This window comes from Cellulomonas sp. KU4C, assembly GCF_056868065.1.
On the sequence record NZ_CP200322.1, the window covers coordinates 2,440,451 to 2,453,758 of the forward strand.

9 protein-coding genes and 1 pseudogene are annotated in these 13,308 nt (G+C 75.6%); 7 read left to right on the top strand and 3 right to left on the bottom strand.

What is annotated here, in order from left to right; all coding sequences use genetic code 11:
• Position 1 precedes the first annotated feature (1 nt).
• The 5 genes and pseudogenes from dxr to AC1VL8_RS11645 form a co-directional block, all read left to right on the top strand.
• Positions 2 to 1,168 (top strand): annotated as a pseudogene (gene dxr / locus AC1VL8_RS11625) (1-deoxy-D-xylulose-5-phosphate reductoisomerase); the annotation flags it as partial.
• An 876-nt stretch (positions 1,169 to 2,044) separates the two neighbouring features.
• A complete protein-coding gene (locus tag AC1VL8_RS11630; protein WP_483076242.1) occupies positions 2,045 to 2,668 on the top strand; it encodes a GGDEF domain-containing protein in 624 nt (207 codons plus the stop codon).
• Between the two features lie 43 nt (positions 2,669 to 2,711).
• Positions 2,712 to 4,028: a M50 family metallopeptidase gene (locus AC1VL8_RS11635; RefSeq protein ID WP_483075267.1), complete on the top strand. Its 1,317-nt coding sequence runs from the start codon at positions 2,712 to 2,714 to the stop codon at positions 4,026 to 4,028.
• Positions 4,029 to 4,064: 36 nt separating this feature from the next.
• Entirely contained in the window at positions 4,065 to 5,228 is a 1,164-nt protein-coding gene (gene ispG / locus AC1VL8_RS11640) for a flavodoxin-dependent (E)-4-hydroxy-3-methylbut-2-enyl-diphosphate synthase (protein ID WP_483075268.1), read from the top strand.
• Between the two features lie 6 nt (positions 5,229 to 5,234).
• The gene (locus AC1VL8_RS11645; protein WP_483075269.1) at positions 5,235 to 6,140 is read left to right on the top strand and encodes a GNAT family N-acetyltransferase; all 906 of its coding nucleotides are present in this window, start codon (positions 5,235 to 5,237) and stop codon (positions 6,138 to 6,140) included.
• On the opposite strand, the gene AC1VL8_RS11650 is transcribed toward AC1VL8_RS11645, so the two are convergent.
• Positions 6,137 to 7,942 (bottom strand): RCC1 domain-containing protein, encoded by a 1,806-nt coding sequence (locus tag AC1VL8_RS11650; protein ID WP_483075270.1) that lies wholly within the window; start codon positions 7,940 to 7,942, stop codon positions 6,137 to 6,139. The genes AC1VL8_RS11645 and AC1VL8_RS11650 overlap by 4 nt on opposite strands.
• Positions 7,943 to 8,265: 323 nt before the next feature.
• Here AC1VL8_RS11650 and AC1VL8_RS11655 point away from each other — a divergent pair, with 323 nt between their 5' ends.
• Positions 8,266 to 9,225: a GGDEF domain-containing protein gene (locus AC1VL8_RS11655; RefSeq protein WP_483075271.1), complete on the top strand. Its 960-nt coding sequence runs from the start codon at positions 8,266 to 8,268 to the stop codon at positions 9,223 to 9,225.
• Position 9,226: 1 nt separating this feature from the next.
• Here AC1VL8_RS11655 and AC1VL8_RS11660 read toward each other — a convergent pair whose 3' ends face one another.
• Together AC1VL8_RS11660 and AC1VL8_RS11665 are read right to left on the bottom strand one after the other, a co-directional pair.
• The gene (locus AC1VL8_RS11660; protein WP_483075272.1) at positions 9,227 to 10,390 is read right to left on the bottom strand and encodes an LCP family protein; all 1,164 of its coding nucleotides are present in this window, start codon (positions 10,388 to 10,390) and stop codon (positions 9,227 to 9,229) included.
• A 94-nt stretch (positions 10,391 to 10,484) separates the two neighbouring features.
• Positions 10,485 to 11,378, bottom strand: coding sequence for an Fpg/Nei family DNA glycosylase (locus tag AC1VL8_RS11665; protein WP_483075273.1), 894 nt, complete (start codon positions 11,376 to 11,378; stop codon positions 10,485 to 10,487).
• A gap of 84 nt (positions 11,379 to 11,462) precedes the next feature.
• Between AC1VL8_RS11665 and AC1VL8_RS11670 the strand changes: the two genes are divergently transcribed.
• Positions 11,463 to 13,274, top strand: coding sequence for a proline--tRNA ligase (locus AC1VL8_RS11670; protein ID WP_483075274.1), 1,812 nt, complete (start codon positions 11,463 to 11,465; stop codon positions 13,272 to 13,274).
• Positions 13,275 to 13,308: the final 34 nt, after the last annotated feature.

Below are 13,308 nucleotides of genomic sequence, written 5' to 3' on the forward strand. Positions count from 1 at the left end.
GATGAGCCCCCGTACTGTCGTCCTGCTCGGCTCCACCGGATCGATCGGCACCCAGGCCGTCGACGTGATCGCGCGGAACCCCGAGCGGTTCCGGGTCACCGGCCTCAGCGCCGGCGGCGCCGACCCCGCGGCCCTCGCGCGGCAGGCGGTGGCGCTCGGCGCGCAGACCGTCGCGGTCGCCGACCCGGACGCCGCAGGCACCGTGTTCGCCGAGCTGGTCCGCGCCTCCGCCGACGCGGGGCTGCGGCAGATGGGCGTCGAGGTGCTGACCGGGCCCGACGCCGCCGCGCAGCTCGCCGCCCGGGGCGCGGACGTGGTGCTCAACGGCATCACCGGGTCGGTCGGTCTGGGCCCGACGCTCGCCGCCCTCGGCGCGGGCAGCACGCTGGCGCTGGCCAACAAGGAGTCCCTGGTCGCCGGCGGGCCCCTGGTGCGCGCCGCGGTCCAGCGCCCGGGCCAGGTCGTGCCGGTCGACTCCGAGCACTCCGCCCTGGCGCAGGCCCTGCGCGGCGGCACCCGCGGGGAGGTGCGCCGGCTCGTGCTGACCGCGTCGGGCGGGCCGTTCCGGGGCAGGACCCGTGCCGAGCTCGCCGACGTCACGCCGGAGCAGGCGCTCGCGCACCCGACCTGGTCGATGGGCCCCGTGGTCACGGTGAACTCCGCGACGATGGTGAACAAGGGGCTGGAGCTGATCGAGGCGCACCTGCTGTTCGACGTGCCGGTCGCGGACATCGAGGTCGTCGTGCACCCGCAGTCCGTCGTGCACTCGATGGTCGAGTTCGCCGACGGGTCGACGATCGCCCAGGCCTCGCCGCCGGACATGCGGCTGCCGATCGCGCTCGGGCTGTCCTGGCCCGAGCGGCTGCCCGACGCGGTCCCGGCGTGCGACTGGACGCGGGCGGCGTCGTGGACGTTCGAGCCGCTCGACGAGGACGTGTTCGGGGCGGTCGCGCTCGCGCGGGCCGCGGTCGCCGCGTCGCCGACGCACCCCGCGGTCTACAACGCCGCCAACGAGGAGGCGGTCGCGGCGTTCCTCGACGGCCGGCTCGGGTTCCTGGACGTCGTCGCGACGGTCGAGGCGGTGCTCGCCGAGCACGACGGCGGCCCGGTGCGGGACCTCGCCGACGTGCACGCGGCCGAGGACCGCGCGCGGGCCCGGGCCCGGGAAGCTCGTCGCGGCGCGCTGACGGACCCGGCCACGCCGGGCGCCTGCGTCCGCGGGCAGCGGGTGATCCGGGGCTGGCACCCTGCCGACGGCGCCCGCACGGCGGTACCGTGCGTGCACCTGCCGACCGAGAGCGCCTCGCCCATGACCGCCTCGCCCACGCCCGCCCCGCCGAGCACCGCCACGCCCGGCACGCCCACGCCCGGCACCGCCACGCCCGGCACGCCCACGCCCGGCACCGCCACGCCCGGCACCGCACCCGCCCCGCCGCACCGCGAGCTGCCCCTGGCCCGCCGGTCCGGGGACCCGACGACCGGGCTGATCCGGCGGGTGCTGCTGGCGTGCCTGGGGCTGGGTGCCGTCGCCGTGGTCGCCGTCCTGGTGCTGCGGTGGGACGACGCGCTGCTGCGGGGTGTCTCGCCGTTCCTGCTCGCGGTGGTGCTGCTGTTCGGGTGGCTGGTGCTGCGCCGGCCCGAGGCGACCGTCGTGGTGTCGCGGCTGGTGCTCGCGGGCCTCGACACGCTGTGGCTCGCGGTGATGGCCGCACGCCTGCTGAGCAGTGCGGACGGGTGGGCCGCGCTGTTCCCGACGACGTTCATGGGGTTCGCCCTGTTCGTCGTGATCGGCTACCTCGTCTACCCGACGCGGTTCGCCGTGCTGCACGCCGGGGCCCTGGTCGCGCTCGCCGTGGTCGCCGGGCTGGTCGGCCTGCTGCGGGGCCCCCGGACGGCCGCGAGCGGTGACCACGTCGTCGACCTGCTGCGCTACGCGGTGTACCTCGCGGTGCTCGCGGCGATGGTCTGGGTGCTGTCCCGGACCAAGGAGCACGCGGCCCGGGCGTTCCTGGTCGCGGAGGTCGCCAGCGCGGAGGCCGCGTCGATGCGGGAGATCGCGTCGCGCGACCCGCTGACCGGCGCGGCGAACCGGCGCCGGCTGGAGGACGAGATCGCCTACCAGGCGCGGGTCGTGGGCTCGGGGCTGCCGGTCGCGCTGGTGTTCCTCGACCTCGATCGGTTCAAGGCGGTCAACGACCTGCACGGCCACGCCGTGGGGGACCGGGTGCTGGTGGCCGTCGCGCAGGCCCTGGAGGGGCAGGTGCGCTCGGGCGACCTGGTGGCGCGGCTCGGTGGCGAGGAGTTCCTGGTCGTCGCCCCGGGCATGGCGGTGGCGGACGGTGCCGTGCTGGCCGAGCGGCTCCGCGCCGCGGTGCCGGTCGCGGTCCGGCGCGAGGTGCCCGTCGACGTGACCGCGAGCCTCGGCGTCACCGCCCTGCGCCCGGGGGAGGACCCGCGCGCGGCGATCGCCCGCGTCGACGCGCTGATGTACCGGGCCAAGCGCGCCGGGCGGGACCGCGTCGAGGTCGAGCCCGACGAGCCCGATCACGCGGGCCCCGCCGATCACGCGGATCACCCGGAGCACGCGGGCCACGCGGCCGACGTCCAGCCGGCGTCCAGCCGGACGGGGCAGGATGGGGGGTCGGCCGCACCCGGGTCGGCCCGCTGAACCACGGTCCCCGCGCCGTGCACCACCTTCCGAACGGAGCGTCATGGCGTACGTGATCGGCGTCGTCGTCCTCGTCCTGGGCATCCTCGCGTCCATCGCCCTGCACGAGGTCGGCCACATGGTCCCCGCGAAGCGGTTCGGCGTGCGGGTGAGCCAGTACTTCGTCGGGTTCGGCCCGACGCTGTGGTCCCGCGCCCGCGGGGAGACCGAGTACGGCGTCAAGGCGATCCCGCTGGGCGGCTACGTGCGGCTGATCGGCATGTACCCGACGCCCGAGGCCGTCGGGAACCCGCCGGTGCGCGGGTTCTTCAGCCGGATGGCCGCCGACGCCCGTGAGGCGAGCGCGGAGGAGATCCGGCCGGGGGAGGACCACCGGGCGTTCTACCGGCTGTCCACGCCGAAGAAGCTCGTCGTCATGCTCGGCGGACCGGTGATGAACCTGGTGATCGCCGTCGTGCTGCTCGCGGTCGTCTACGTCGGCATCGGCACGCTCGGGTCCAGCACCACGCTGTCCGCGGTCAGCCAGTGCGTCCTGCCCGCGTCGTCCACCGCCACGGAGTGCACCGACGCCGATCCCGCGGCCCCCGGCGCCGAGGCCGGCCTGCGACCCGGAGACACCGTCGTCGCCTACGACGGCGCCCCGGTGGAGTCCTGGGAGCAGCTGAGCGGCATGATCCGCGGCACGGGCGCCGAGGCGGTCCCGGTGGTCGTGGAGCGCGACGGCGAGCGGCTCGAGCTGACCGTGACGCCCGTGGTCGCCGAGCGGCCCGTGGTCGGCGACGACGGCGCCGTGGTCCTCGACGACGCGGGCGACCCGGTGACCTCCGAGGTCGGGTTCCTCGGGATCAGCCCCGGGACCGAGCTGCAGCGCCAGCCGGTGTCCGAGGTGGTCACCGTCACCGGCGACGCGCTCTGGCAGACCGGCAAGGCCGTCGTCACCCTGCCGACCAACCTGGTCGGCGTCGCGCAGAGCGCCTTCGGCGGCGCCGAGCGGGACTCCAGCAGCGTGCTCGGCCCGGTGGGCGTCGTCCGGCTCGCCGGCGAGGTCGCGTCCGCGGACGTGGCCGGGCTCGGCGTCGCCGAGCGGGTCGCGTCGATGCTCTCGATCCTCGCGTCGCTCAACATCGCCCTGTTCGTGTTCAACCTGATCCCGCTGGTGCCGCTCGACGGCGGCCACGTCGCCGCGGCGCTCTGGGAGGGGCTGAAGCGGCAGGTCGCGCGCCTGCGCCGGCTGCCCCGCCCGCGGCCCGCGGACGCCGCCCGGCTGCAGCCGCTGGCGCTCGCGGTGTTCGTCGTGCTCGGCGGGATGGGCCTGCTCCTCGCGTACGCGGACGTCGTCGCGCCGGTGTCGCTGGGTTGACGGGCCGCGGCCCCGGCGCGGTGCGATGATGACCCGGTGAGCATCCCGATCAGCCTCGGCATGCCGGAGGCGCCCGCACCCGTGCTGGCCCCCCGGCGTCCGACCCGCAAGATCCGCGTCGGCACCGTCGAGGTCGGCGGTGACGCCCCGGTCAGCGTGCAGTCGATGACCACGACGCCGACCACCGACGTCAACGCGACGCTGCAGCAGATCGCCGAGCTGACCGCCGCGGGCTGCGACATCGTGCGGGTCGCCGTCCCGACCCAGGACGACGCCGACGCGCTGCCCGCCATCGCCCGCAAGTCGCAGATCCCGGTGATCGCGGACATCCACTTCCAGCCGCGGTACGTGTTCGCCGCGATCGACGCCGGCTGCGCGGCCGTCCGGGTCAACCCGGGCAACATCCGCAAGTTCGACGACCAGGTCGGCGAGATCGCCCGCGCCGCGCAGGCCGCGGGGGTGTCGCTGCGGATCGGCGTGAACGCCGGGTCGCTCGACCCCCGCCTGCTCGAGAAGTACGGCAAGGCGACCCCGGAGGCGCTTGTCGAGTCCGCGGTGTGGGAGGCGTCCCTGTTCGAGGAGCACGACTTCCACGACTTCAAGATCTCCGTGAAGCACAACGACCCGGTCGTCATGGTGCGCGCCTACGAGCTGCTGTCCGAGCGCGGCGACTGGCCGCTGCACCTCGGGGTCACCGAGGCGGGCCCGGCGTTCCAGGGCACGATCAAGTCCGCGACCGCGTTCGGCGCGCTGCTGAGCAAGGGGATCGGCGACACGATCCGCGTCTCCCTGTCCGCGCCGCCGGTCGAGGAGGTCAAGGTCGGGATCCAGATCCTGCAGTCGCTCAACCTGCGCCCCCGCAAGCTGGAGATCGTGTCCTGCCCCTCCTGCGGCCGGGCCCAGGTCGACGTGTACTCCCTGGCCGAGCGGGTCACCGCGGGCCTGGAGGGGCTGGAGGTGCCGCTGCGCGTCGCGGTGATGGGCTGCGTCGTCAACGGCCCCGGCGAGGCGCGGGAGGCCGACCTCGGGGTGGCGTCCGGCAACGGCAAGGGGCAGATCTTCGTGCGCGGGCAGGTCGTGCGCACCGTGCCGGAGCACGCGATCGTCGAGACGCTGATCGACGAGGCGATGAAGCTGGCGGACGAGATGGCGGCCGCCGAGCCCGACGCCGTCGGCGGCCCCGTGGTGACGGTCGGCTGACGCGCCGTGCGTGGGCTGTGGGAGGGCCCGGCCTCCGGTGACGTCCGCGTCGGCCCCGGTGCGGGCCGGGTGCTCGGCGAGCAGGACCTGGCCCGCGCGCTCGCGGTCTGCGGCCGCGACCCGGTGGCGGCGGTGCTGGCCACGGCCCGGCTCGAGCAGGCGACGCTCGCGGGGCTCCGGCGCGTCGGAGGGCAGCTCTGGGGCTACGAGGTCGACGGCACGCTCGCCGCGGTCTGCTGGGCGGGCGCGAACGTCGTCCCCGTGGTGCCCGACCCGACCGTCCGCGCGGACGCCCTCGACGCGTTCGCCGCGCTCGGGCGCGCGCAGGGCCGGCGGTGCTCGTCGCTGGTCGGCGACGCCGCGGTGGTGCTCGGGCTCTGGGAGCGGCTGCAGCCGGCGTGGGGGTCGGTCCGCGAGGTGCGCGCCGACCAGCCGTCGATGGTGATCGACGGCGACCCCCGCGTGCCGGCCGACCCGGCGGTACGCCGGTCCACCCCCGACGAGTACGACCTCGTGCTGCCCGCGTGCGTGCGGATGTTCACCGAGGAGGTCGGGTACTCGCCCGTCGGCGGCACGGGCGGGGCGTACGAGTCCCGGGTGCGGTCGCTGATCCGGGACGGCCGGTCGTTCGTCCGGCTGGAGCCCGGCGCGTCCGGCCCGCAGGTGGTGTTCAAGGCGGAGATCGGCGCGGTCGCGGGCGGGGTCGCGCAGGTGCAGGGCGTGTGGGTCGAGCCCTCGCGTCGCGGCGAGCGGCTGTCGGAGTCGGGCATGGCTGCCGTCGTCGCGGCCACCCGCCGCGACCTGGCGCCCACGGTGTCGCTGTACGCGAACCACTACAACGAGCGCGCGCTCGCGGCCTACCGCGCCGTGGGCTTCCGCCAGGTCGGGACGTACGCGACGGTGCTGTTCTAGCTCGGCTCCTGCTCCGCCCGGGCAGCGCGGCGGCGTGCCGCTTGCAGTGTCGCCGTCCCGAGCCCGACCGAGGTCACGGCGAGCAGGAGCCAACCGAGCACCGCCGAGCCCGTGGTGGCGAGAGCGAGATCGGCCCCGGGACCGGGGGCCGGGGCGCTCGGTCCCGCCACGGACGGTGCCGTCGGTTCCGCCGGTGCCGGGGTCAGGACGACGGTCGCGCGGTCCGTCGCGGTGCTGCCGGCGCAGCTGGTGAACACGGCCCGCAGGTCTGCGTCCGCGTCCAGCCGGGTGGTGAGCGTCGGGCTCGTCGCGCCGGGGACGTCGGTCCAGGCGCCGCCCTCGTGCGCGACCTGCCAGCGGACCGTCGTCGGGTCGTCGCTCGTGGCTGCGGCTTCCAGGGTCACCTCGGTGACTCCTGCGGCGAGCGTCGTGCCGGTGGGGTGGCGCGTGACGGTGGGCGCGCTGCCGAACGTGAACGCACCGGGGAACGTCTGGGTGTGCACCGCGAGCTCGGTGTAGGTCACGGTGACGTCCACGGTGCCGCACCCGGGCGGTGCGGTCACTGTCCACCCGGCTGCGCTCTGGGCGAGGTCGGTGCCCGCGACGCCGCCGAACGCGACCTCGGTCACCGTGATCGTCGGCCAGAAGGGCACCGGTGTCGGCGCGTCGACCAGGGCGCCCGTCCCGAGCTCACCGCTCGTCCCGAGGCCCCAGGCCCAGGTGTTGCCGTCCGCCGTGGTGGCGAACGAGGAGCGGTTCCCGGCAGCGAGGGACGTGACCGGGGACGTCGAGGGCAGGGCGACACGGCCGGGGATCGGTGTCGCGACACCGGTGCCGTGCCCCAGAGCGGCGGCACCGTCGCTGTGGCCCATGGCGCCCCAGGAGTACACGTGCCCGTCCGAGCCGAGGGCGAGCACGTGCGAGCCTCCCGCGACGAGGTGCGTGAAGGTCACGCCCTCGGGCGCGAGCACCGGTGCCGCGTCCGGGTTGGGCGCGAAGGGCTCCGACGTCGTGCCCCGGCCGAGCGTCCCGTGGCTGTTCTCGCCCCAGGCGTACGTCTGCCCGTCCGACCCCGTGGCGAGCGTGTAGGAGTGACCCGCGACGGCGGACGTCCACGTGACGCCGGGGGGTGTGCTGAGCGCGACCGGGGTCGTCACGCGGGTGCCGTAGCTGGTCGGCGCCGCTGTCCCCAGCGGCGCGCCGAGCTGGTTGGAGCCCCAGCCGTAGGAGCGGCCGTCGGATCCCACCGCGACCGCGTGGCGGGATCCGGCGGACGAAGCCGTGAGCGTGACGCCGGCGGGAGCCGCCACCCGGACCGGGAGCGGGCGGTCCTCGAGGGTACCGTCGCCGAGCTGACCGTAGTCGTTGGCACCCCAGGAGTAGAGGTGCCCGTCCGCGCCCTGAGCGAGCGTGAAGGAGTCGCCCGCGCTGACCGAGGTGAACGTCACCCCCGCCGGCGCCTGCACCCGGGTGGCGGCGGGCGAGCCGGACGTCGAGCCGGTGCCGAGCTCGCCGCGCGTCCCGCGGCCCCACGCCCAGAGGTCGCCGTCCGACGTCAGCAGCACCGCGTGGCTCGCGCTGGCGGACACCTGCGTCACCGTCACCCCTGGCGGCAGGGCCACGGCGAGCGGCACCGCGGAGCGCTCGGTGGCCGACTCGTCGCCCAGGCCCAGTGACGAGTCGGCGTTGCCCCACGCGTACACGACCCCGTCCGAGCCGACGGCGACGGTGCGGACGCTCGACCGCATGCTGCCGCTGACGGTGAGGACCACGTGGCCGAGCGGTGGCAGGGGTGCGCTCACCACCGTGCCGCCGGCCGACGGACCGTCCGCGGGCGAGACGGCTCTCGCGGGAGCGGCGGTCGCCGGGCCGAGGGCGACGACGAGTGCGAGCAAGGCGGGTCGGAGGAGGCGCTTGAGGTGCATGAGTCCCGTTCGGTGAGTCGTTGCCGTGGCGCTCACCGTAGGTCCGGTCGACTACTCAGTCCGGCCGGCCGCGGCGCCTCGCCGCACCTGGGTAGGTGGAGCGTGCGCGACGCTCCCCCTGGCCGGGCGTCCCTCCCCGCGTGCCCGGTTCACCCGTTCCAGCGGTCCAGTCACGGGCACCGCTTTCCGATGGGGGAGGCATGCGCGGCGGCCAGGAGGGACCGGGGGAGGACCCCGAGGTCTCGGCGCGCGACCACCTCGTGATCGGGCTGCTGGTGATGGCGGTGGTCACGGCGCTGGGCGGAGTGTGGCCCGCCGACCCGTACTCGCCCACGCAGTGGTGGCTCGTGGTGTCGGCCGTCGACGTCGTGCTCTGCGCGGTGCTCCTCGCGCTGCCGGTGCACCAGCGCAGCACGCAGGCCGTGCTGATCGCGGGCATCGTCGTCTCGGCCGTGCTGGTCACGACGTGCCGCACCGCGCAGGGGGTCGTGGTGTTCGCGCTCGGGTTCGTCGTCGCGGGCCAGTTCGCGGCCTACGCGCTGGAACGACGGCGGGCCGCCGTGGTCGCCGGGGTGGTGGTGGCTGCGATCGCCCTGTCCGCGACGTTCGCCCCGGCGCCGGTGCACCCGGTCATCGTGGTCGTGTCCAGCGCGATGGCGCTGCTGTCGTCGTGGCTGATGGCGCACCAGTCGGGCCGGTTGCGGCAGCAGGCCCGCACCGACCACCTGACCGGGGCGCTGAACCGGGGTGCCTTCTACGACCGCGTGGTCGACGTCGTCCCGCGCGCCCTGCGGACCGGGGCGCCGCTGAGCGTGGTCGCGTTCGACGTCGACGACTTCAAGGTCGTGAACGACCGGTACGGCCACCTCGGCGCCGACGACCTGCTGGCGGAGCTCACGGCGGCGTGGCGCGCGGCGCTCCCGCCGGCGGCGTTCCTCGGGCGGGTCGGTGGCGACGAGTTCATCGTGGTGCTGCCGGGGCGCGACGAGGACGCGGCCCGCCGGTGGGCGGCGGGCGCGGCACCTCACGTGGCGCTCTCGACCAGCGCGGGGGTCGCCTCGCTCGGTCCCGACGACTCGGTGCGCAGCCTGCTCGACCGCGCCGACGCGGACCTGTTCGTCGCGAAGGACGCCCGCCGCACGGTCGCGGGGAACGTCTGACCTACGGCGTCGCGGAGGTGGTGCCGGTCGCCGTGCCCGTCGCGGTGGGGTCCGGTGCGTCCGCCAGCGGCTGGTCCGCGGCGAGCCGGGCCCAGATCTCGTCGGCCTCGTCGGTCCACTCGACCCGGTACCTGTCCGACGCGGCGGGGACCGTCGGCACGGTGACCGGCGCGAGGCTCGCCGGGTCCACGTCCCGCAGCGTCAGCGCGAGGCCCGCGAGCGACCGCACGTCGGCCAGGCCGGAGCTGATGGACAGCGAGCGGGTGACGCTGGTCAGCAGCGGGAGCAGGCTGCCGGCGTCGGACAGCACGTCGGTGCCCTGGACCTCGGCGGCGAGCGCGTCGACCAGCTGCTGCTGCCGCTCGATCCGGGACAGGTCCGATCCGGTCTCCAGCCCGTTGCCGGTGCCGGTCCGCGCACGCAGGAACGCGAGCGCGGTGGTGCCGTCGAACACCTGCGGGCCCGCGGGCACGTGCAGGTTGGCCTTGGGGGAGTCCATCGCCTCGGGCAGGTCCATCGGCACGCCACCGAGCGCGTCGATGACGTCCCGGACGCCGTCCATCTTCACGACGATGCTCTCGTCGGTCCGCAGACCCGTGTTCTCCTCGAACGTGAGCCGGGTGCACGCGGCCGCGGCGGCGAGGTTCCCGGTGTCCCCGGCGCCGACGGTGAACGCCTCGTTGAACATCACGGAGCCGCGCGGCTCGGTCGTGGTCCCGTCCTCGAGCGTGCAGGACGGCATGCGCACCAGGGAGTCGCGGGGGACCGAGACCAGGTCGACCCGGCTGCGGTCCGCGGACAGGTGCACGAGCACGGTGGTGTCGGACCGCATGCCGTCCGTCTCGCCCGCGAGGGCGGCGTTCTCGCCGTCGCGGGAGTCGGTGCCCATCACCAGGATGTTCAGCGCCCGCCCGGCGTACCCGTCGACGGGGTCGGCCTCGGGCTCGGGTGCGCGGTCGTCGCCGAGGAAGGCGTCCACGTCGGCCTTCTCGATGCCGCCGGTCACCTGCGCGTACATCGCGGCCGCACCGGACGTGCCGCCCAGTGCCAGCACCGCGGCCGTCAGGGCCGCGGTCCGGGCGACGCGGCGGCGCGCGCGCGGCGGTCGGGCGTGGCGCACCTGCCGGGTGACGGCGCGGCGGTGCCGGGTGATCGCAGAGGCCATCCTCCGAGGCTAGGGACCGGGGCGGTGCCGTCGCGCGGCGGCGGGGTGCAGCCTCCGGTCCGATCCTGTGCGCGTGCGGTGAAGGGTCCCGGGGTCAGCGCAGCAGCCGCGACATCCGCCGGTCGGCGAGCGGCGTCCCGCCGGTCTGGCAGGTCGGGCAGTACTGCAGCGACGAGTCCGCGAACGAGACCTCGTGCACGGTGTCCCCGCACGGCACGCCGTCCCAGCCGGGGCACGGCTCGCCGGTGCGGCCGTGCACCCGCATCCCGCGCCGCTTGGCGTCCTTGAGCTCCGCCGCCGGGCGGCCCGCGGCGGTCGCGACGGCCTCGCGCAGCACCCCGACGGTCGCGGCGTGCAGCCGGGCGACCTTGTCGGCGTCGAACGACCGGGTCAGCGCGAACGGGCTGGTGCGCGCGACCAGCAGGATCTCGTCGGAGTAGGCGTTGCCGATGCCCGCGATCGTGCCCTGGTCCCGCAGCAGCCCCTTGACCTGCTGGTTGCGGGCGGCCATCAGCTCGCCGAGCCGCTCGGGCGTGAACTCCGGGGACAGCGGCTCGACGCCCAGCGTCGCGACCGGCGGGACCTGCGCCGGGTCCGCGACCACGTGCACCGCCAGCCGCTTGCGGGTGCCGGCCTCGGTCAGGTCGAACCCGGACCCGTCGTCGAGCCGGACGCGCAGCGCGAGGGGCGACCGCCCGGGGCGCACGGGGTTCGTCGACAGCTCCTCGGACCAGCGGAGCCAGCCGGCCCGGGCGAGGTGGAACACCAGGTGCAGCGCGTCCCCGCCCGACGCGGGCCGCACGCCCAGGTCGAGCCACTTGCCGTGCCGGTCGGCGGAGACGACCTCGCCGCCGACCAGGTCGTCCGGGCCGGGTCGGAACGTCTTCAGCGCGCTGATCGCGCCGACCTCGACCCCGGTGACGGTGCGTCCCACCGTGCGACCGCGCAGGAACACGACCAGCGACTCGACCTCGGGCAGCTCGGGCATGCCCTCATGGTGGCGCAGACCCCGGCCGCGCGGCACCCCGGCGCGCGGCACCCCGGGGCCGGTGCGCGCACTAGGCTGCGGGGCATGCTGCTACGCCTGTCCACGCTGTTCGTCCGCACCCTGCGCGAGGACCCGGCCGACGCGGAGGTGGCCAGCCACCGGCTGCTCGTCCGCGCCGGGTACATCCGCCGCGCCGCCCCCGGCATCTACACCTGGCTCCCGCTGGGCCTGCGGGTGCTGGGCAAGGTCGAGCAGGTCGTGCGCGAGGAGATGGCCGCCGCGGGCGCCCAGGAGGTGCACTTCCCGGCGCTGCTGCCCCGCGAGCCGTACGAGGCCACGGGCCGCTGGACGGAGTACGGGCCGAACCTGTTCCGGCTGCAGGACCGTCGCGAGAACGACTACCTGCTCGCCCCCACGCACGAGGAGATGTTCACGCTCCTGGTCAAGGACCTGTACTCCTCGTACAAGGACCTGCCGCTGACGCTGTTCCAGGTGCAGACCAAGTACCGCGACGAGGCCCGCCCGCGCGCGGGGCTGATCCGCGGGCGCGAGTTCATCATGAAGGACGCGTACTCGTTCGACCTCGACGACGAGGGCCTGGAGGCGTCCTACCAGGCGCAGCGCGCCGCGTACCAGCGGATCTTCGAGCGCCTCGGCCTCGAGTACGTCATCGTCGCGGCCACGTCCGGCGCGATGGGCGGGTCGCGGTCCGAGGAGTTCCTCAACCCGACGGCGATCGGCGAGGACACCTTCGTGCGCTCGCCCGGCGGCTACGCGGCGAACGTCGAGGCCGTCACCACCGTCGTGCCCGACGCGCTGCCCTACGACGACGCCCCGGCGGCGCACGTCGAGGACACCCCCGACACCCCGACGATCGACGCGCTCGTCGCGGTCGCCAACGAGCGGTTCGCCCGCGCCGACCGGCCGTGGACCGGTGCCGACACGCTGAAGAACGTCGTGCTCGCGCTCGCGCACCCGACGGGGGAGCGCGAGCTCCTGGTCGTCGGGCTGCCCGGGGACCGCGAGGTCGACCTCAAGCGCCTGGAGGCCGCCGTGGCCCCCGCCGAGGTCGAGCCCGCCGTCGAGGCCGACTTCGCCGCCCACCCCGAGCTGGTCAAGGGCTACATCGGCCCCGGCGTGCTCGGGCCGAACGCGCAGGGCCTGGCCCTCGGCGAGGAGGGGCGCACCGCGGTGCGGTACCTGCTCGACCCGCGCGTCGTGGCCGGGACCCGGTGGATCACCGGCGCGGACCAGCACGGCAGGCACGTGTTCGACCTCGTGGCCGGCCGCGACTTCACCGCGGACGGCACCGTCGAGGCCGCCGAGGTGCGCGCAGGCGACGAGGCACCCGACGGCTCCGGCCCGCTGGAGCTCGCGCGCGGCATCGAGATCGGCCACATCTTCCAGCTGGGCCGCAAGTACGCCCAGGCGCTCGGCCTGACGGTCCTCGACCAGAACGGCAAGGCCCGGGTCGTCACGATGGGCTCGTACGGCATCGGCGTGACCCGGGTGCTCGCGGCGCTCGCGGAGGCGAACAACGACGACAAGGGCCTCGCCTGGCCCGCCGGGGTCGCGCCGGCCCACGTGCACGTCGTCGCCACCGGCAAGGACGCGGCCGTGTTCGAGGCCGCCGAGTCGATCGCCCGCACGCTCGACTCCCGCGGCGTCGAGGTGCTCTACGACGACCGCCCGAAGGTCTCGCCCGGCGTGAAGTTCGCGGACGCGGAGCTGCTGGGCGTGCCGCTGGTCGTGGTCGTGGGCCGCGGGCTCGCGGACGGCGTCGTCGAGGTGCGCCCGCGCGTGGCGGTCGAGGGCGGGCCGCAGGCCGAGCAGGTGCCGGTCGCGGACGTCGCGGACCGCGTCGCCGAGCTGGTGGACGACCTGCTCGCCCGCTGAGCGACACGGGTCCGCGGCCGCCACCGGTCGCGGA